Raw genomic sequence first — 19,483 nt, forward strand, 5'->3', positions numbered from 1 at the left:
TTCACGGCCCGTCCGCCTCTCCCGCCGGCCGCTCCCGTACGCCGAGCCCGGGCAGTTCACTCGCCCGTACGACACCGTCGGCGCCGCCGATCCCGGTCCACGGGTCGTCGGCGAGCAGCAGATGTCCGTCGAGGTCGGCCCAGCGGGCCCGGTCGGCGAAGTGCACGGCGGGCGCGAGGCCGAGCGTGCTGGCGGTGAGGCAGCCGAGCATCAGCTCGGTGCCGCTGCCGGCGATCGACTCGGCGATACGCAGTGCCGCTCGGGGCCCGCCGCACTTGGCGAGCTTGACGTTCACGCCGTGCACGCGGCCCGCGAGTCGCCGTACGTCCTCCTGGCCGACGGCGTCCTCGTCGGCGATCAGGGGCAGCGGTGAACGTTCGGCGAGCTGTGCCAGGCCCTCCGGATCACCGGGGGCGACGGGCTGTTCGACGGCTTCGACACCCAACTCGGCGTACTGGGGGATGAGTCGACGGGCCTGGTCGAGGGTCCAGGCGCCGTTGGGGTCGAGCAGGAGCCGGGTGCCGGGCACGGCGGAGCGGATGGCGCGTATGCGGTCGAGGTCGTCCTCGGGGTCCGGGGTGCCCGCCTTCGCCTTGATGAGGGCGAATCCGGCGTCCACGAGTGCGCGTGCCTGCGCGGCGGCGTGCGGGGCCGGGACGATGCCGATGGTGCGGGCGGTGCCGGCGCTCGGAGCGCTCGTGGCACCGAGGAGCCGGTACACGGGGGCGTCGGCCCGTTTACCGCACAGGTCGAGCAGCGCGGCCTCGACAGCCGCGGTCACCGCGGACGGCCGCCCGTCTGCCGGCGGCTCGCGGAGCGCGCTCTCGGGGTCGGGGAAGCGGCCCAGGGCACGGCCGGACTCGTACAGCTGCCATTGCAGAGTGTCGGTGTCGAGGCCGTAGTAGACGCTGGTGACGGCCTCGCCGTGGCCGTGCAGGCCTTCGTGCTCGATCGTCAGCCAGACGGCGTCGCGGGCGGCCGTCGTCGAACGGGAGATGCGCAGCGGCTCGGCGAGCGCGAGCCGCACGGTGCGCAGGGTGGCCTTCACGGGCGCCTTTCCAGGGTGTGCGGGGGATCGCTGGGCAGGGGATCGGCGTGCAGGGGATCGGTCACCGTGGTGCAGCGGACCCAGCCGGTGGCCTCGACGGCGCGTGCGTGCGGGATCTCGACCGGGCGGGTGGCGGCGGCGGACAGGTCGAGGCCGTGCGCGGCTGCGAAGCCGTCGTCGTAAACCGTGCCGAGATAGCGGTGGGGACCGTCGGGGAACACGGTGGCGACCTCGGCGCCGGGATGGACACGGGCCGCCCACGCGGAGACCAGTGCGACCGCCCCGGTGCTCCAGCCGCCGCTGACGAAGCTGCCGCGGGCCAGCCGCCGGCAGGCGTCGGCCGCCTCGGCCGGGCCGACCCAGTGCACCTCGTCGAAGGCCTCGTAGGCCACGTTGCGCGGATGGAGGCTGCTGCCCAGCCCGCGCATCAGCCGGGGTCTGGCGGGCTGGCCGAAGATGGTGGAACCGGTTGCGTCCACACCGATCAGCCGCAGCCTGGGCCAGTGCCTGCGCAGCGGCCCCGCGATCCCGGCACTGTGACCGCCCGTGCCGACGCTGCACACCAGCACGTCCAAGTGGTCGAGCTGGGCGGCGAGTTCGGCGGCGAGCGACGCGTAACCGGCGATGTTGTCGGGGTTGTTGTACTGGTCGGGCCAGTACGCGTCCGGCAGCGTCCCCAGCAGCTCGCGCAGCCGGGTCAGCCGGGCCGCCTGCCAGCCGCCGACCCCGGAAGGACGGTCGACGAGTTCGAGACGGGCTCCGTACGCGCGCAGCAACTGCCGCATGGACGGTTCGAGTTCGGTGTCGCCGACGAGCACGATGGGATGCCCCAGTGCCTGCCCGGCGAAGGCGAGCCCGATGCCCAGTGTCCCGGAGGTGGACTCCACCACCGGTGCCCCGGGCCGCAGTTCGCCCCGGTCACGGGCGCCGAGCAGCATGGACACCGCGGCCCGCGCCTTCATGCCGCCGGCGGCGAGGCCTTCCAGCTTGGCCCAGAACCCTGGCTGCGGACACGGCAGGTCGGCGCTCACCCTGGCCAGCGGGGTGCGGCCGAGCAGGGCGAGGAGGCCGGGGTCGGCGGCGAGGGGGCGCAGGGCGGCCGTGGTCACAGTGCGGCCTCCGTGCGGCCGTAGCGGTGGATGACACCCGGGCCGCCGTCGAGCCAGAAGAAGGGATACGGCTCCGCGCACACCGCGCTCACTCCGGCACCGAGGAACCTCGGCAGGACGGCACTGCCGGTCTGGGCGAACATCACCAACTGCCGGCCGCTGCGCAGGGCGTGCTCCCGCAGGGGCTCGAAGGACCCGTTGCCGAGTGTCATACCGGAGGCCAGTACGGCGTCACAGCGGTCGAGTTCGGCGTGGGCGTCGGTGACGACGTGCTCGCCCCACTCCGTCCTACCGCCCTTGAGGTCGCACGGTATGTACCTGATTCCCCGCGAACGCAGGGCCTCAAGAAGGGAGTTGACGACACCGACGACGAGGACGGTCTGCCCCGGTTCGAGGTCAAGGAGCTCGACGACGGCCCGCGCCCGGGCTCGGGACTTCTCCAGGGAACTTCCGGCGGGCAGGGGAAAGGGCAGTGCCCCGTTCTGCCGCGTGTGCGGGAGCCCGTGCATCAGACAGGCGTCCAGCGCCGCGACCCGGACCGAGGGGAGCGGGTGCTCCAGCAGTCGCGCGACCTCCGCCCCGGCGCAGTCGTCCACCGCGCCGCGCGGCAGCGCGCCGGGCTCGACCGCGCACGAGCCGACCGCCTGGCCGAGGCGCAGACTGAGTACCTCGTTGCGGTAGCCGCCGCGGCGCCCGTCGTGCCGCACGGCCTGACTCGTGGTGAACGCCACTGCGACGCGCAGGCTGTGCGGATCCGGACCGAACCCACCGGCCAGAACCTGCCGCACCAGATCGTCGTACGAGGCCGGTGTGGCACCGGCAACCGCTGTCGCCGCCGGTGTCGTGGCTGGTGGCAGTCCGGTCCCCGCCCTCATCGGACTCATCGGACGGACACCCGCGGTCGCAGCCCGGAGAGCAGCGACTCGACGCGGCCTCGCGCGCCAAGCCCGCCGGCGTCGCCCGCCATGACATGTCCGAGGTACTCGTTGTTGCTGCCGGCCGCCTTCACCGCGCGACCCGGCTCGGCGAGCTGCACCTCCAACACGCCCTGCACCCCGTGCACTTGGCCAGAGCCCTCGATCGACTCCAGTGTTCCCTCGGTGTCCGGCACTAGAAAGCCGACGGCGGCGCTGCGCAGTCCGGTGTCGCGCTGTCGCAGGTCGGGGGTGCGGCCGAGAGCCACGTCCACGCAGGCGGCGGCCAGGTCGAGACCGGTGACGTGACGGATCAGCTCGGTGATGCGGTTTCCGGCGGGGCGCGGGTTGACCTCGACGACGCGGGGCCCGGCGCCGGTCAGCCTGATCTCGGTGTGTGCCACGACCGAGTCGAGACCGAGCGCCTCGACCGCCCGCACCGCGGTGTCCTGGGCGGCCGCCGCCTCGGCGGGAGCGAGGGCGGCGGGGAACATGTGGCCGGTCTCGATGAAGGCCGGCGCCCCGGCGAGGCTCTTGTCGGTCACGCCCACCACATGCGTCGTGCCGTCGAACGACACGGTTTCCACGCTGACTTCGGGACCGTCGAGAAGCTCCTCAAGGAGGAGGACGGGCGCCCGCACCTGACCGCGGGCGTTCAACGGGAAGTCCGTGATCGCCCGGCAGGCCTCGGCGAGGTCCCGCTCGTCGTCGACGCGCCGCACGTACATGCCCGCGCAGAGGTCGACGGGCTTGACGACCAGCGGGAATCCGAGCTCCCGTGCGGCTTCCTCGGCCTCGGCCCGGTCGGCGCAGACGGCGAAACGAGGGCCGGGGACACCGGCCCGGCCGAGGACATGACGGGTGGCGTCCTTGCGGCACGCGGTCTCCACGGACTCGGGAGCCGGCCCGGGAAGGCCCAGACGGGCGGCGATCCGCGCGACGGTGGGCAGGTAGTAGTCGCAGGACGTGACCACCGCGTCGAAGCCGAGCGCCCCGTGCAGCCGCTCCACCTCGGGGAGCAGCGAGGCGACGTCGTTCGTTTCGGCGGTCAGCACATTGCGAGCCGCGAGCAGGGGATGGGCCGTGCCCTCCGGGGCGGAACGCAGATAGTGATGCAGGTCGCGGGTGAGGAAGGTGAACTCGTGCCCACCCTCCCGGATCGCCCGTGGCAGCAGTCTGCTCATCGACCCGACCCAGCTCTCGATCACCAACAGATGAGCCACAACTCCCCTTTCACGTACACCGGTTGAGCTTCCGGGCACGCCAGGGGCACCCCATGGCGGGGCGCGGACAACGTGACCGCCCCACACGTTATCGACAATCGTTTTCATTGTCATCTGATGGTCGACCTTTGTTGCCGTCGCGGCAAAAACGGCGGAGCGGCCCGCCCCCGCGTGCGCGGCTCGGCAGCGCTCCGTTGAACCACCGGGCGGGGGTGTCCGTATCCCTTTTCAGCAACGCGCGGAGGGAGAGCAGCTTGTCGACACCGTTCGACCCCGAAGAGCCATCGCGTCGGTCGCCGCTGGAGCCGACCAACGTCCTGCGCCGTCGCCGGCCGGGGTACCTCTCGGATCTGGTGCGGCAGGTGCAGGAGAGGGAACGTGACTCGGACGAGGGTTACGAGATCGTCGCTGTACCGGGGGCGGAACGCACCGCACTGCCCACGGTGACGGAGGACGACACCCAGGAACTGCCGCCTGTCACCGTGAGCGACGGCAGGCCGGCGCGACGCGTCCGCCCGGCCGCACGCGGGCCGGCGCACGGCCGTAGTTTCCTGCTCCGCCGTACGGTGCTCGGCGTCGCCGCGGGGGCCGCGGCGCTGGCGGGGTTCGGTGCGGCTCTGCTTCTCACCTGGGACAGGGACGCCGGTGACGCCGCGCAGGAGGCGCCCCCTGCCGCGTCGTCCGCTCCTGCCGCACCGTCCGCTCCCCCCGCTTCGTCCGCCGTTCCCGGGGGCGTCGACCCGGACGGCGCCGGCACCTTGCGCGAGGGCGACAGCGGGCCGGCGGTGAGTGACCTGCAGACGCGGCTGCTGCGTATCCCCGACGTGTACGACCAGGACACGCCCAGCGGCGTGTACGACGCCACGCTGACGGCGGCGGTGGCACGTTTCCAGCTCTGGTACGGCATCCGGGGAGACGAGACGGGCGTGTACGGCAACGACACCCGCAGCGACCTCGAATCCCGCACGGCCTCGTGACGCGCCGTGCGGCACCGGACCCTGAATGACGAGCCCAGAAGCCGGAGGTCGGATCTCCCGCAGCGGGCCGCACCTGCGGCCCGCACCCGCAAGCCTCGTTCACCCGGTGGCCCGGTCACCCAGTGGCCCGAGCCACGAACTCCCAGCCCCCGTGCGTCACTTCATACACGACGAACTCCGGATCCACCCGCACGAATGTCGCCCCGCCCGGTGCGCGCACCGCCGAACGCCCGGTCGCCGGCACATGCACCTCGGCCGTCGACCCCACCGGCACCCGCACCGAGAGCCGCACCGAACCGTCCACGACCGACCAGGCGGCCGAAGCCCGGCCGCGGACCGTGCGGACCGATGTGTGGGCCCAGTCCACCCCCGTACGGCCGTCGGGGCGCACCGTGAAGGTCCGGTAACCCGCGTCCCCGGGGCGCAGCCCGGCCACGTTCTCGTACAGCCACTGCACGACCGTGCCCTGGAAGTAGTGGTCCCGGGACCGCGAGTCGAGCGGCCACATCTCCCACATGGTGTCGGCGCCGTTCTCGAACCAGTGGCCCCAGCTCGGGTACGTACGCTGTGTCGCGATGGCACGGGCCACCTCGGGGTGACCCTGCGCGGACAGCTGTCGCAGCAGGACGCTGGTGCCGAGGGCGCCGGTGTTCAGATGGTTGCCGCGCTGCTCGATGTCGGCGAGGAGCGAGTCGACGACACTGGCCCGCGCACCCGGCGGGACCAGTCCGAAGGCGAGCGGAACGCAGTTGTTCGTCTGCCGGTATCCGGGATCCTTTGCCGTGCGGTAGTGGCCGTCCGGGCCCAGGAAGGCAGCGTTGAAGGCCACCTTGAGTCCCTCCGCGGCCTTGCGGTAGCGATCGGCGACCGCGGAGTCATGGAGCAGATCCGCGAGTTCCGCCGTGCCGACGAGCGCCCGGTGCAGGTACGCCGTCGCCGTCAGCCGGGTGTCCTCGGGCGGGTTGCCGCCGTACCCCGGCGGCAGATAGTCGCCGAGCGCGGTCACGGCGAGGCCGTCCTTCAGCCGGGAGATCTCCCAGTCCAGGTAGCGGGTGAGCGGCGTCCAGTGGTCGCGGGCCAGCCGGTCGTCCCCGTACACGCGGTACATCTCCCGCAACAGGAACGGGTACACGGTCGTCCACTCGGGGGACGGGCCGAGGTCGCCGTACCCCCAGCCGCCGCTCGGCACGATCACCGGCAGCTGCCCGTCCGGGTTCTGACTGTCCTTCAGGTCGCCGAGCCACTTGGAGAGGAAGCGGTGCACCCCGAGCGCGTACGCCATGATCGGCGCGCCCAGCTGGGCGTCACCGGTCCAGCCGTTCTTCTCGTACATCGGCGTGTCCGTCGGAATGCCGTGCAGGTTGTTCAGGAGCGTGCGCCGCATCGCCCGCTCCAACCGCTCGTAGAACGGCTCGGAGCAGGCGAAGGAACCCGTCGCCTCCACCGGTGTGTGCACGACACGGCCCAGCACCTGCGACGGCTCGGGCTTCGCGGGCAGCCCGCTGACCTGCACATAACGGAAGCCCTTGTACGAGAACCTCGGCTCCCACACCTCGTCGGCGCCGCCGCCCGCGCACACGTATTCGTCGGTCTGGAACCGGCCGGGCACGTGCCCCGTCTCGGCGTGCACACTTCCATCGGACTTCAGTTTCTCGCCGTGGACCAGGCGTACGGTCGTCCCCGCCGCGGCGCGCACGGTCAGCTTCGTCCAGCCGGCCATCGTGCGGCCCATGTCGACGACGTACACGCCCTCGCTCAACTCGTCGACGGCGACCGGGCGTACGGTCTCGACGACCTCGATCGGATCGTGCGGCTGTGCGCGCAGCGTGCCCTTCGGGGCGTCCCGGCGCTCTGTTCCCTGCCAGCCGCTGTCGTCGAACCCTGGCCGTGTCCATGCCCCGGGCGCCTTACGGGCATCGTAACTCTCGCCCGCATAGAGGGAGTTGGAGCGGGTCGGGCCCTCGGTGATCCGCCACCGGCCGTCCGTGGCGACCGTGGTGCGTGAGCCGTCGGGGTGGTCGATCTCCAGCTGGCCGAGCAGCCGTGGCTCGCCGTGCCACGGGGGGCGGTGCCAGTTCCAGACGTTCGGTGTCGTCATGCCGAAGAAACCCCGGCCGAGGCTCACACCGATCGCGTTGGCACCCCGGCGCAGGTGGTCCGTCACGTCGTGCACCGCGTACAGCACGGTCTCGTCGTAGTCCGTGAAGCCGGGGTCGAGGACCTGGCGGCCGACGCGTACACCGTTGATCTGTGCCTCGTAGTAGGCGAGTCCGCTGATGTAGAGGCGGGCGCGGGCGACCGGCTTGGAGAGGGTGAACTCGCGGCGCAGCAGCGGAGCCGGCTGCTCGGGCGCCGCGATCGACACGCCGTCGCCCCAGGGGCCCTGCCCGTAGGGCGCGAGCACCGCCGCCTCAGGCCACGAGGAGTCGTCGAACCCCGGTTGCTGCCAGCCCTGTTGTTCGTCGTCGGCGCATCGCCACCCGTTGCCCGTGACCAGCTCGGTGGCCCCCGTCCCGTGCTCCACGAGGAGCCGTACGAGCAGGCCGCCGGGGTTGACCGACGCGTTGCCGCGGTTCGTCGCGAGGGCGGCGACCACCAGGCGCGCGGAGTCGCCGGCCCGCACCTGCTCGGTGACGTCGACGAGTTGGCCCTGGCGCCAGGCATCGGTCTGTTCGGCCTGGTGCAGCACCTGCCGGCCGTCGAGATAGAGGGTGAAGTCGTCGTCGGCCGTCGCCAGCAGGGTGGCTCTGCGGATCTCCGAACCCGCGGGCGGCGTCAGCGTGCCGCGGAACCACCGGGGCCCGGCGGGCGCGTCGTTCGAGGTCGCGCCGGGCGACCAGATCCAGGACGCGCCGTCGAACGTCGGCGGCTTCGGGGCGGCCGCCGCACCGATCCAGAACCCTTGCCAGGAGTCTCTGGACAACGTTGTCTCCCACCAGCGGGGTGCGCTCCACGCCGACGGCCGGCCCTCGCCGTCCCAGACCCTGACCTGCCAGTGGTAGCGGGTGCGCGGCCGTAGGGCGGGGCCCGCGTACGCGAGGGCGACGCTGCGGTCCGACGCGACCCGGCCCGAGTCCCAGACCGCGCGCCGTCCCTCGCGCAGGTCCCGCTCGCTCAACGCGACCCTCACCCGGTAGGCGGTCTGCCGGGCACCGTGCCCGCCGGCCGCCAACTCCCAGGTGAGCCGGGGCTGTTCCACTTCCGTGCCGAGCAGCGTCTCGGCGTACTCGACGGTCGTGCGCTCGACCCGCAGCCTGCCCGGCGGTGCGGCCTCGGCCTGCGGGTGTCCCGAGGCGGAGGCGGCGGTGGCGCCGGAGGTGAGGGCGGCGGAGGCGCCCGCTCCGGCGACCGAACTCCGGAGAAAGGCGCGGCGGTTCCAACCGTTGGTCATGCGGGGTCCCTTGGTTGCGTACGTGCGCGGATGCGGATGCGGGTGCGGATGTCGAAGCGAAGGGTGGGCGGGGCGAGAGGGGAGAGGCGTGAGATGCGGAGGCGCGAAGAGGGGCATGGGGAGAGGCGCGAGGTCGTTTGAAACGTTTCACGCGTCGTTGAACGATCCTATGGGTGCCGCTGTGGGGCTTCAAGAGGCGTGCGTGTGCCAGCATTGGGCCGTGGATGGGGGGATCCTCGAACGAGACCACGAGCTGGACCGGCTGGCCTCCGCCGCCAGGGACGCGGCCGACGGAGCCGGCTGCGTCGTGCTCGTCCACGGTGAGGCGGGCATCGGCAAGTCGAGCCTGGTGAAGGCCATGCCGGGAGTGCTGCCCGCCACGGCACGTGTTCTGGTGGGGGAGTGCGACGACCTGGCGACGCGTCGGCCGCTGGGCCCCTTCCGCGATCTCGTCGGCGGCGTCGGCGCGGAACTGGCCCGGGCGCTCACGGCGGGCGGGGACCGGCCGCGGGTCTACGACGCGCTGCGGGCGGAACTCGTCGCGGCCCCGCATCCGGCCGTCCTCGTCATCGAGGACGTGCACTGGGCCGACGAGGCCTCGCTCGACGCACTGCGGTTCCTGGTGCACCGCGTGGAACGCCTGCCGGCCGTGCTGGTCCTGACCTACCGGGACGACGAACTGGACCGCCGCCACCCCCTGCACCACCTCCTCGGCCAGGTCTCCCGGGCCGAACGCGTGCACCGCCTGCCCCTGTCCCGGCTCTCCCCGGCCGCCGTACGCAGTCTCAGCGCGGTGAGCGGCCTGGATCCGGCAGAGGTGTACGCGGTCACCTCGGGCAACCCGTTCTTCGTCGCCGAGGTCGTGGCGGCCGGCGGTGCCGGTGCCGTACCGCCGACCGTGGTCGACGCGGTCCTCGCCCGGCTGCGCGACCTGGACGACCGGACCCAGGACGCCCTGGAGCAGCTCGCCGTGGTGCCGTCCGCGGTCGAACGCCCCCTCGTCGAGGCCCTGCTGACGCACGGCGTGGCCGAACTGGCGCTCGCCGAACAGCGCGGGCTGCTGACCGTGACACCGGAACGGGCCGGATTCCGCCACGAGTTGATCCGCCGGGCCGTCGCCGACTCGCTGCCCGCCGCACGGCGCATCGAACTCAACCGCCAGGTCCTCGCCGCACTCGTCGCGAAGCCCGGCTCCGACCCGGCCCGCGTCGTCCACCACGCGGCGCAGGCCGGGGACCAGGACGCGATCGCCCGGTACGGGCCCGACGCCGCCCGTGATGCCGCCGGCGCGGGCGCACACCGGGAGGCCGCGGCCCACCTGCGGCTCGTCCTGCGGCAGCGCGACCGCTTCGGCGCGGCCGAACTCGCCGGTCTGCTGGAGCGGTACGCCATCGAGAGCTACACCATCGCCGACTCGGCGGCCGCCGTGGACGCCGAGCGGGACGCGGTCGCGTTGCGCCGGTCCCTCGGCGATACCCGGGCGCTCGGCGCGGACCTGCGCTGGCTCTCCCGTATCCACTGGTGGGCGGGGAACGCGGACGACGCGCAACACGCCGCCCGGGAGGCCATCGCCGTCCTGGAGGACGTGGGCGACGACCGGCTGCTCGCACTCGCGCTCAGCAACACCTCCCAGCTCCACATGCTCTCCGAACGCACCGCCCAGGCCATCGACTTCGGCGAACGGGCCATCACGCTGGCCCGCCGCACGGGCGACACGGCGATCCTCGCGCACGCCCTCAACAACGTCGGCTCCGCCCGCTGGCGCGCCGGCGACCCGCTGGGCCGCGCCCAGTTGGAGGAGAGCCTGCAGGTCGCGCTGGCCGCCGGTGAGGTCGAGCACGCCTGCCGCTCGTACGCCAACCTCATCTGGACGCTGCTCGAACGCCTTGAGTACACCGAGGCCGACCGTTTCCTCGCGCCCGGCATGGAACTGGCCGACCGGGCGGAGCACGTCGGGTTCCTCAGCTATCTCCATGTGGCGATGGGGCTGCGGAAGCTCGCCGCGGGCGCCTGGGACGACGCGGAGCGGCACGCCGAGATCGGCGCCCACGACTTCGTCCCCGCCCGCTGCCCCGCCCTGACCGTCCTCGCCCGGGTCCGGGTCCGGCGCGGCCGCAGCGGTGGCGAGGAACTGCTCGACCAGGCCTGGGAGATCGCCGTACGCACCCGCGAACTCCAGCGCACCGGGCCGGTCGCCGCCGCCCGCGCCGAGGCCGCCTGGCTCCGGGGCGATCACAAGGAGGTGGCCGAGCTGGCCGGGGAGACCTTCGAACAGGCATGCCGTCTGTCCGTCGTCCCGCACCGCGCCGAACTCGGCCACTGGCTCACCAGGGCCGGACACCCCGTACCGGCGGACGCCTCGGACCACCCGTACGCGCTCCAGACCGCCGGCCGCTGGCGGGAGGCGGCGCGGGCGTGGCACGCGGCGGGTTGCCCGTACGAGCATGCCGCCGCTCTCGCCGAGAGCCCGGACCCCGAGGTCAAGCTCGCCGCTCTCGCCCGGCTCGACACGCTCGGTGCCGAACCCCTGGCGCGGCTGGTCCGCGCGGAACTGCGACGACTCGGTGTACGCCACGTCCCGCGCGGGCCACTCGCCGCCACCCGGGAGAACCCCGCCGGTCTCACCGAGCGCCAGCTCCAGGTCATGCGGCTGCTGGCGCAGGGCCTGACCAACCCCGAGATCGCCGAGCGGCTCGTCGTGTCGGTCCGTACCGTCGACAACCACGTCGCCGCCGTACTGGACAAGCTCGGTGCCCGCACCCGGCGCCAGGCCGCCGCCCGTGCCACGGAGCTCGGGATTCTGCCGGGTCGCGACACCCAGGCAGACGCGCGAGAATAGGCAGACGTAGGTAGGCGAGGCGGCCGAGCTGAGTGGCGGGCACGGATGTCCGGGCCCCGCCCACCCGAGTAGAACAGGCCCATCGGAGGGGCCCGAAGAGTGGGGCCCCGGATTCGGGGGACGCCCATGTCTGTCACGCCCGCACAAGCAGCCCGCCAGGAACTCACGCAATTCAAGGGCCAGTTGACCGGCCCGGACGACTCCGGTTACCAGGAGGTCCGCGCGGTCTACAACGCGATGATCGACCGGCGGCCCGCCCTGGTGGCCGGCTGCACCAGCGCCGAGGACGTGGCACACGCCGTCGGCTTCGCCCGCCACCACGACCTGCCGCTCGCGGTGCGGGGCGGCGGGCACCACGGAGCGGGTCTTGGGACCTGCGACGACGGCGTGGTCGTGGACCTGTCTCCGCTCAAGGACATCGAGATCGACCCGGCGGCGAGGACGGTCCGTGTCGGCGCGGGCTGTGTCTGGGGTGAGGTGGACCGTGCCACCAACGCGCACGGGCTGGCCACGCCGAGCGGCATCATCTCCACGACCGGCGTCGGCGGTCTCACCCTGGGCGGCGGTCTCGGCCATCTCAGCCGCAAGTGCGGGCTGACCATCGACAACCTCCTGGAGGCGGACCTCGTACTGGCCGACGGCACGCAGGTGCGTGCGAGCGCCGACGAGAACGCCGACCTCTACTGGGCGATCCGTGGCGGAGGAGGCAACTTCGGAGTCGTCACCTCGTTCCGTTTCCGGCTGCACGAGGTGGGGACCGTCGTTGCGGGGCCCACGTTCTGGCCCGTCGAAGCCGCGGCCGAAGTCCTGGCCGCCTACCGGGACTTCATCCCGCACGCGCCCCGCGACCTGGGCGGCTTCTTCCTGTTCGGCGCGGTCCCGCCGGCGCCCCCGTTCCCCGAGGAGATCCAGGGCCGCAAGGCCTGCGGCGTCGTGTGGTGCTACGCCGGGGACGACGCGGACACGGCGGCCCGCTTGATGGCGCCCCTGCTCTCCGCGCTTCCCGAGCCGCTGCTGCACGGGCCCGCGCCGATGCCGCACCCCGCGATCCAGTCGGCCTTCGACGGGCTCTACCCGCCCGGCGACCAGTGGTACTGGCGCGCCGACTTCGTCAACGAGATCCCCGGTGCCGCGATCGAACAGCACGCCAAGTTCGGTGCCGAACTGCCGACCATGAAGTCGACCATGCACCTGTACCCGATCGACGGCGCCGTCCACGACCTGGCACCGACGGACACGGCCTGGAGCTACCGGGACGCACGCTGGGCCTCGGTGTACGCGGGTGTGGACCCCGACCCGGCGAACGCCGACCGCATCAAGCAGTGGACCGTCGACTACTTCGAGGCCCTGCACCCGTACTCGGCGGGCGGCGCCTACGTGAACATGATGATGGACGAGGGCCAGGAGCGCGTCCGTGCGAGCTACCGGGACAACTACGCACGCCTGGCCAGGATCAAGGCCGACTACGACCCGGGCAACCTGTTCCGGCTGAACCAGAACATCCAGCCGGCCGCACGGACCTGACCGGCCCGGGTCCGGACACAGGCCCTGACGCCGACGGGGGCGTCAGGGCTTGCGGGCGACGCCTCCGTACACGTCCGTCGGCTGCGGGTCGGTGCCCGGCTCGGGGCGCCACAGCGGACAGGAGACGATGCCGGGCTCCAGCAGTTCGAGGCCCTCGTAGTAGGCGGCGACCTGCCGGGGGCTGCGCAGCACGTACGGAACGGCGCCGGTGTCGTCGTAGCCCTCCTGGGCCCGCTTCAGCTCGGCGTCGGTGTCCGTGCTGTCGTAGTGCACGAAGTAGCTGCCCGGCGGCAGCTCGGCCTGGAGACGGCGCACGATCGTCTTGGCCTCCTCGTAGTCCTGGATGTGGCCCAGGATGCCCATCAGCATCAGTGCGACGGGCTTCTCGAAGTCGAGGATCTTGCGTGCCGCCTCGATGATCTTCTCGGGCTCGTGCAGGTTCGAGTCGATGTAGTCGGTGACACCCTCGGGCGTGCTGGTGAGCAGCGCCTGGGCGTGCCTCAGCACGAGCGGGTCGTTGTCCACATAGACGATCCGGGCCTCCGGTGCCACGCGCTGGGCGACCTGATGGGTGTTGTCGTACGTGGGCAGGCCGGTGCCGATGTCCAGGAACTGGCGGATGCCCAGCTCCCCGGCGACGAACGTTACGGTACGGATCAGGTATCCGCGGGAGGCGCGGGCCATCGTCTCGATGTTCGGCGCGATCCGGCGATAGGCGTCGCCCGCCTCCCGGTCGACCTCGTAGTTGTCCTTCCCGCCCATCCAGTAGTTCCAGATGCGGGCCGAATGCGGCACCGTGGTGTCGATCTTGGACAAGGCGTCCTGGTCGGGAGTGGGCCGGCCGTCTGTCATGAGGGATCTCCTGCCGCGCGTTCCGTCGTCTGCAACTAACGTACCGTCAACTTACGTACGTATCTCGCCCGTTGGTGAGTGGAAGTGTCCGGTGTGCGGATAGGGGGACCGGGTCCCTCGGGGCCGGAGGTGTCAGCGGTGCCGACCATGGCGACCGTGACGACGGGAGCGTGCTGGGCGAGGGTGCGGAACGCGCGGGCGTATGCCTCGGCCGCCTCGGCGCTCTCGGCGTCCGCGGCGCGCCCGGAGCGGGCCAGTTGGAGAAGGGCCCCGTTCCGTGCCGCCACGGCCTCGGCGAAGTCGAGCGCCTGGATCCAGGTCACCCGGGAGTGCCCACGGCGCAGCGGCCCGTAGACGAGTTCATGGATGATGCCGCCGTCGACGGCCAGCCGGCCGGGAGCGGAGAGGAGTTCGCGGTACGGGCGGGTCGGATCCACGTGGTGCAGATGCCCCCGGGAGTGCCGGATCGCGAATCCGGCGCGGGCCACCTCGGCGAGGAGTGCGCCCCTGCCGATGCCGTCCGGGCCCTCGACGACCAGTGTCCGGCACTGGGCGAGCGCCTCGTGGAGTGTGCGCATAGCACTCCCTCCAGGACGGCCGACCTCCTCAGTGTGACCGGTACAACCCGGACGGTGGCAGTGCGCGTGCGGGTTGTCCGGTTGTGCGGCCGTAGTGGTGGTCGTCTGTGCCGGTGTGCTGGGCGCCGCTCCGGAAGGGCGGGCGGCGTCAGGCGACCGGGGTCAGGCGACCAGGGTCAGACGGTCGGGGTCAGGCGACCGAGGTCAGACGGCCGCGGTCAGGCGACGAGGAAGTCGGCCTGGCCGGACTTCGCGCCCCGCAGGAACGAGATCATCTCGTCCCGGGTGTAGACCAGCGCGGGCCCGTCCGGGTCCTTGGACTGGCGGAAGGCCACGCTTCCGTCGGGCAGCCGCTTGGCCTCGACGCAGCTCCCGCCGTTGGTGCCGCTCCAGGGTTTCTCCCAGCCCTCGGTGCCCAGATCGATGGCCGGCATGCCGCTGTAGATGGGGTCCATGGACGTCATGGCTCACAACTCCTCACGCAGTTCACCCAGGATGCTCCTGGTCCGGGCGACCGGCTCCGCCTGCACGGACATCCGGTCCAGTACTTCGAGGTACGTCACGACGTCGGCGGGCTGGTCGACGTAGACCGAGCCGACGAGGTTTTCGGTGTAGACGACGTCGGGAAGTTCGGAGAAGCCGAAGCGGAAGTAGTGGAACGGGCCGAACGCGCCGGCGTGCGCGCCCACCGAGAACCGCAGTATCTGGATCCGGACCTTCGGCATGTCCAGAACCTCGGTCAGGCGGTCGATCTGGGCCCGCATCACTTCGGCCCCGCCCACCGGCCGGCGCAGCACCGTCTCGTCGAGGATGGCCCAGACGGCCGGGGCGTCGGGTTTGGCGAGCAGGTCCTGGCGCCTCAGGCGCAGGGCGACGCGGCGGTCGACCTCCGCCTTCGTCTCGTTGGGAAAGCCGGTGTGCATCAGCGCGGCCGCGTAGTCGTGCGTCTGCAACAAGCCTGGGACGTAGTGGGGTTCGTAGAGACGGATGACGCTGGCTTCGCTCTCCAGGCTCACGTACGCGCTGAACCACTCCGGCAGCACATCGCGGTAGGAGTACCACCAGCCGGGCCGGTTGGCCTCCCTGGCCATCGAGAGGAAGTCGTCCACTTCCGCCGAGGGGACTCCGTAGGTGTGCAGCAACTCCCGCACGTAGGGGATACGGAGGCCGACCTCGGCCTTCTCCATACGGCGGACCGTCAGAGGGGTGACCTCGATGGCCCGCGCCGCGTCCTCGAACGAGACCCCGGCCTGCTCCCGCAGGTGCCGGAGCCGCTTTCCGAGGACCATCCGCAGGACGGTCGGCGCACTGCCGCCCGAGCGGTTGTCACTCACGTCCTGCCTCCCGGAACGCCCGTCACAGCGAGCAGTTTGCCATGCCGTCACTGACACAGACAGAGGCGTGCGGTTCGTTCTGAAATTATCAGAGCGCTTGTTACGAGTTGAGTGTGTACGCAATCATAGGCTTCGAGTGACCTACCGCACAGCGCGGCGGCGACGGCGCACAACAGCGCTCGGTCGCAGCGCACTTGACACCCCGGCGGGCCGGGCGAGCCCGCGGCACCATGACGCGAGACCTGGATGGCCACCGTGACCGACGGACAGTCGAGGACCCCCGGGAGCCCGGGGAGCCCGGGAAAGGGTCCTGCCGGGGCCAACAAGGCGCTGGCGGCCGCCCTCAGAGACGCCGGCTGCTCCTACGCCTCGCTCGCCCTTCGCGTCAACGAACTGGGCCGCAGGCAGGGTATGGAGTCCAACTACGACAAGGCATCGGTCGCCCGTTGGCTGAACGGGCAGCAACCGCGGGCGAACACACCGGGGTTGATCGCCGCCGTCCTGTCCGAGCGACTCGGGCTGCCCGTCTCGCCCACGGACCTCGGTTTCCTGCCCGAGCAGCAGCGTCCGGTCGTGGGCAGGGCGCTCGTCTACCGAGAGGACCTGGCGGACACCTTGCACACTCTGGCCGAGCTCGGTTCCACGGACATCTCGCGCCGTAGCCTCCTCGGTACCGTCCCCTTCGTCGCCGGCGCCCTGATGAGCCCGCAGCGGGAGTGGCTGCTCTGGCTGGTCGAGAGCCCGGAGGGCGCCCGTCTCGATCCGGTGGCCGGCGGCGGGCCGGTCGAGCAGGTCCACGCCATGATCGGCATGTTCGACCATATGGACAACCACTTCGGCGGCGGGGGAGTGCGCACCAGCATCGTGCACTACCTGTGCACCGAGGTCGTCCCCATGCTGCAGCGCCGCGGCACGCCCCCGCACCAGCGGTGCCTGCTGTACGCCGCCGCGGCCCGCCTCGCCGCGATGGCCGGCTGGAGCTCGTACGACGCGGGGGAGTACGGACTGGCGCAGCGCTACATGACCCAGGCGCTGCGACTCTGCGCGGAGGGCCGCGACCGTGTGCTGGGCGGGCAGATCCTGGCCGGCCTCTCCCACCTGGCCACCGGCCTCGGCCGTCCGGACGAGGGGGTGGCGCTGGCCAGGGCGGGCATCGCCACCGCGCGGGACTCGGGCAGCCCGCTCGGCCTGATGCGCCTGTACGCCATGTCGGCGCGCGGACACGCGGCGCAGAACCGCGCCGCCGAGACGACCGAGGCCCTATACCTGGCGCAGCGCCAGTTGGACGCGAGCCGGGGAGCGGCGCAGGAGTCCGTCTGGGTCCGTTTCCTCGACCACCACTACCTGCAGGCCGAATCCGCCCTGTGCTTCCGGGATCTCGGCCTGGCCGCGCAGGCGGAGCGCACGGCCGAGGAGTCCGTCGCCGCCAACGGGGACCGGCGCAGGCGCCAGGCGATCAGCCGTTCCGTGCTCGCGACCGCGCATCTGCAGCAGAACCGGCTCGACGAGGCCATCGGCACCGCGACCGAGGCGTTGAGCGGCCTCGGTACGGTGCACAGCGAGCGTTCCATCCAGGCGCTGCGCGACTTCCGCAACAGGCTGGCGCCCAGCCGCCACGAGCCGCTGGTCCAGGAGTTCGAGCGCAGGTCCCGCCCCGTGCTGGGGGCTGTGGCATGACGACAGGACCGGATGCGGTCTGTCCGCGCCCCGGCTCAGCAGCCGCCGGGAGAGGACGCGTTCTGGGCCCGGCCGACGGGCGGCAGGCCGGCCCCCCGATCGAACGTGCATGCCACACCACTACGCGGTTGCAACCGGACAACCCCCTCACTCCCTGGCCGTCCCACCCGTCCGGAGGGTTGGCTGCACGAGCAGCCTCCGAGACCGACCCCACCCGTGCTGCCCACGAAGGAGGCACGATGACGGCACCCCGTGAGCACCGCCGCCCGCCGTCGCCCTCACTGACACATCCCCCGGACCTCGACGTGCCCTCCGCCCCGACGCGGACCGGTGAAAGCGCCCAGGCCGTGGCCGCCGCCTCCGCAGTCCCTAACCTCCCCGCCACGCCGAGTTCGCCCCGGGTCCTTCGCGCCGTGGTGGCGGCGCAGCCGTCACGCGCCTCCGGCGTGCGCCGCACGGTCTCCGAACGGCTGTCGTATCTTCAGCTGCCCGATGAAGTGCTGGACAACGCCGTCCTGGCCACGGACGAGCTGTTCGCCAACGCGGTCCGACACGGCAGCCCGGGCCCCGGGGACACGGTCACGGTCAGTGTCGAGTGCACCGGCCACGAGGTGCGCGTCACGGTCGCCGACCGCTCGACCGATCTGCCGTGCCACCGCACGGCGGGCATGGCGGAGGAGTCCGGACGCGGGCTCGCCATCGTGGCCGCGCTGACCGACGACTGGGGCATCGCGGCGCCGGAGCCCGGTGAGACGGGTAAGCGGGTGTGGTTCTCGCTGGACGTACGGAACTTGGAGAACACCCGGGGCGTGCCATGACCGCTACCCACAACGGGATGGGGGAGATACACCAGGGATACGCGACCGACGTGACCGCGGCGGCCGACTCGATACCCCCGACCGCGACCGACGAGGAACGCTCGGGGCTCGCGCCCGACGGGACACGGGAGGGCCGCCCGACGGTGCTTCCGGCGCTCGCTTCCGCCCTCGCCCGCGAACTGGTCCGCCGGGTGGAGGAGGAACACCGGGCGATGACGGAAGCGCACCACAGCCCCACGCCGGCCGCGCGACACCGCATCGCACAGTGCCGCGAGGAGAACGCCGCGGCGCTCAAGGCGATCGTCCGGCGCCATGCCTGGCCGACCTCCGACCTCGTCGGGGCACCCGCCTCGACTGCGGCCCTGATGATCCTGCTGCACGCCCCGGACCTCGACTTCCAGCTCGCGTGCCGCGACCTGATCGCCCAGGCCACGGCGGACGGCCGCTGCCCGGCGCCGCATCACGCGTACATCGCCGACCACTGCGCCGTGGAACTGGGGCAGCCGCAGTTCTACGGGACCCGTGTGGACCCCGCGACCTTCCGCCCGTACCCGGTCCGCCGGCCCGGGACGCTCGACGAGCGCCGCCGCGATGTCGGGCTGGCCCCCCTCGATGTACAGATGCGGACCCTGCGCCTCAGCAGGTGAGACCGTTGGGCCCGACGGGTGAGGCGGCGCCACGGTTCACCGGGGCCGGAGCCGGGGCCGGAGCCGGCACCCTAGGGCTTGAGACGCAGCTCCCGCTCCTGCTCCTGGTCGCCCGGGGCCACGCCCTCCTCGTGGACGTTGAAGGCCGCGGAGAGCGTTTCGTCGGCCCGGCGCACCGCCTCAGGACTGCCCTGCAGGGTGACGGTCACGGACGTGGAGAGCCCCGATTCGGCGGGCGGCGTCCGGCCTCCGTCGGCCGGAGCGTCGTCGCCGAAGGTCGCCGTGTAGACCGTGGCGTCCCCGTCGCCGGGCCGGGAGTCCGCCGATCCGAAGACGGGTTCGAGCGTGTGGACGACAGCCCGCGCGTCGGCGGCCGAGCCGCCGGTGAGAGTGAGCGTCAGAGCGAGATGCGTGCCGGACGTCATGAACAGCCACCTTTGCTTGTACGAATGCGCGCCATCCGCTCGGGTAACCGGTTGCCCATGCCACAAACGGTGGCTCGGCCCTGAGGTGGGCCTGTCTCCATGACACCGCCATCCGCCGGACCCCGCA

General features: G+C 72.2%; 16 protein-coding genes. 6 read left to right on the plus strand and 10 right to left on the minus strand.

All coding sequences use genetic code 11. The features are described 5' to 3' along the window. Window position 1 precedes the first annotated feature (1 nt). The 4 genes from AB0D14_RS23475 to AB0D14_RS23490 are packed head-to-tail and all read right to left on the minus strand — an operon-like array spanning window position 2 to window position 4,294. Window positions 2-1,048: a dipeptide epimerase gene (locus AB0D14_RS23475; protein ID WP_362782035.1), complete on the minus strand. Its 1,047-nt coding sequence runs from the start codon at window positions 1,046-1,048 to the stop codon at window positions 2-4. Further along, entirely contained in the window at window positions 1,045-2,157 is a 1,113-nt protein-coding gene (locus AB0D14_RS23480) for a PLP-dependent cysteine synthase family protein (RefSeq protein WP_362782037.1), read from the minus strand. The genes AB0D14_RS23475 and AB0D14_RS23480 overlap by 4 nt, the downstream gene beginning before the upstream one ends. Continuing rightward, window positions 2,154-3,032, minus strand: a complete 879-nt coding sequence (locus AB0D14_RS23485; RefSeq protein ID WP_362782314.1) for a DUF364 domain-containing protein — start codon at window positions 3,030-3,032, stop codon at window positions 2,154-2,156. The genes AB0D14_RS23480 and AB0D14_RS23485 overlap by 4 nt, the downstream gene beginning before the upstream one ends. 5 nt (window positions 3,033-3,037) lie before the next feature. Continuing rightward, on the minus strand, window positions 3,038-4,294 hold the full coding sequence (locus AB0D14_RS23490; RefSeq protein ID WP_362782040.1) for an ATP-grasp domain-containing protein: 1,257 nt from the start codon (window positions 4,292-4,294) through the stop codon (window positions 3,038-3,040). A gap of 254 nt (window positions 4,295-4,548) precedes the next feature. Between AB0D14_RS23490 and AB0D14_RS23495 the strand changes: the two genes are divergently transcribed. Then, entirely contained in the window at window positions 4,549-5,271 is a 723-nt protein-coding gene (locus AB0D14_RS23495) for a peptidoglycan-binding domain-containing protein (RefSeq protein WP_362782041.1), read from the plus strand. A 115-nt stretch (window positions 5,272-5,386) separates the two neighbouring features. Here AB0D14_RS23495 and AB0D14_RS23500 read toward each other — a convergent pair whose 3' ends face one another. Continuing rightward, complete coding sequence (locus AB0D14_RS23500; protein ID WP_362782044.1) at window positions 5,387-8,662, minus strand: family 78 glycoside hydrolase catalytic domain; 3,276 nt, start codon at window positions 8,660-8,662, stop codon at window positions 5,387-5,389. Window positions 8,663-8,882: 220 nt separating this feature from the next. Between AB0D14_RS23500 and AB0D14_RS23505 the strand changes: the two genes are divergently transcribed. Both AB0D14_RS23505 and AB0D14_RS23510 read left to right on the plus strand, forming a co-directional pair. After that, window positions 8,883-11,501 carry an AAA family ATPase gene (locus AB0D14_RS23505; protein WP_362782045.1) on the plus strand — a complete coding sequence of 873 codons (2,619 nt, stop codon included), beginning with the start codon at window positions 8,883-8,885 and terminating at the stop codon, window positions 11,499-11,501. 126 nt (window positions 11,502-11,627) lie between these two features. Then, window positions 11,628-13,025 carry an FAD-binding oxidoreductase gene (locus tag AB0D14_RS23510; RefSeq protein ID WP_362782047.1) on the plus strand — a complete coding sequence of 466 codons (1,398 nt, stop codon included), beginning with the start codon at window positions 11,628-11,630 and terminating at the stop codon, window positions 13,023-13,025. Between the two features lie 42 nt (window positions 13,026-13,067). Here the strand turns inward: AB0D14_RS23510 and AB0D14_RS23515 are convergent, their stop codons facing one another. The 4 genes from AB0D14_RS23515 to AB0D14_RS23530 form a co-directional block, all read right to left on the minus strand. Then, on the minus strand, window positions 13,068-13,877 hold the full coding sequence (locus AB0D14_RS23515; RefSeq protein ID WP_362782050.1) for an SAM-dependent methyltransferase: 810 nt from the start codon (window positions 13,875-13,877) through the stop codon (window positions 13,068-13,070). Between the two features lie 35 nt (window positions 13,878-13,912). Further along, complete coding sequence (locus tag AB0D14_RS23520) at window positions 13,913-14,455, minus strand: hypothetical protein (protein WP_362782053.1); 543 nt, start codon at window positions 14,453-14,455, stop codon at window positions 13,913-13,915. Between the two features lie 218 nt (window positions 14,456-14,673). Continuing rightward, window positions 14,674-14,919, minus strand: coding sequence for a DUF397 domain-containing protein (locus AB0D14_RS23525; protein ID WP_362782056.1), 246 nt, complete (start codon window positions 14,917-14,919; stop codon window positions 14,674-14,676). Between the two features lie 3 nt (window positions 14,920-14,922). Continuing rightward, window positions 14,923-15,744, minus strand: coding sequence for a helix-turn-helix transcriptional regulator (locus tag AB0D14_RS23530; protein ID WP_362782317.1), 822 nt, complete (start codon window positions 15,742-15,744; stop codon window positions 14,923-14,925). 291 nt (window positions 15,745-16,035) lie between these two features. On the opposite strand from AB0D14_RS23530, the gene AB0D14_RS23535 reads away from it, so the two are divergent. From AB0D14_RS23535 to AB0D14_RS23545, 3 genes are all read left to right on the plus strand, one after another. Continuing rightward, a complete protein-coding gene (locus tag AB0D14_RS23535; protein ID WP_362782059.1) occupies window positions 16,036-17,466 on the plus strand; it encodes a hypothetical protein in 1,431 nt (476 codons plus the stop codon). 239 nt (window positions 17,467-17,705) lie between these two features. Then, complete coding sequence (locus tag AB0D14_RS23540) at window positions 17,706-18,284, plus strand: ATP-binding protein (protein WP_362782062.1); 579 nt, start codon at window positions 17,706-17,708, stop codon at window positions 18,282-18,284. A gap of 17 nt (window positions 18,285-18,301) precedes the next feature. After that, window positions 18,302-18,931, plus strand: coding sequence for a DUF6624 domain-containing protein (locus AB0D14_RS23545; protein WP_362782064.1), 630 nt, complete (start codon window positions 18,302-18,304; stop codon window positions 18,929-18,931). 71 nt (window positions 18,932-19,002) lie between these two features. On the opposite strand, the gene AB0D14_RS23550 is transcribed toward AB0D14_RS23545, so the two are convergent. Next, window positions 19,003-19,356 carry a hypothetical protein gene (locus AB0D14_RS23550; protein ID WP_362782066.1) on the minus strand — a complete coding sequence of 118 codons (354 nt, stop codon included), beginning with the start codon at window positions 19,354-19,356 and terminating at the stop codon, window positions 19,003-19,005. Between the last annotated feature and the right edge of the window lie 127 nt (window positions 19,357-19,483).

It is taken from the genome of Streptomyces sp. NPDC048484 (assembly GCF_040651415.1).
Taxonomy (GTDB): Bacteria; Actinomycetota; Actinomycetes; order Streptomycetales; family Streptomycetaceae; genus Streptomyces.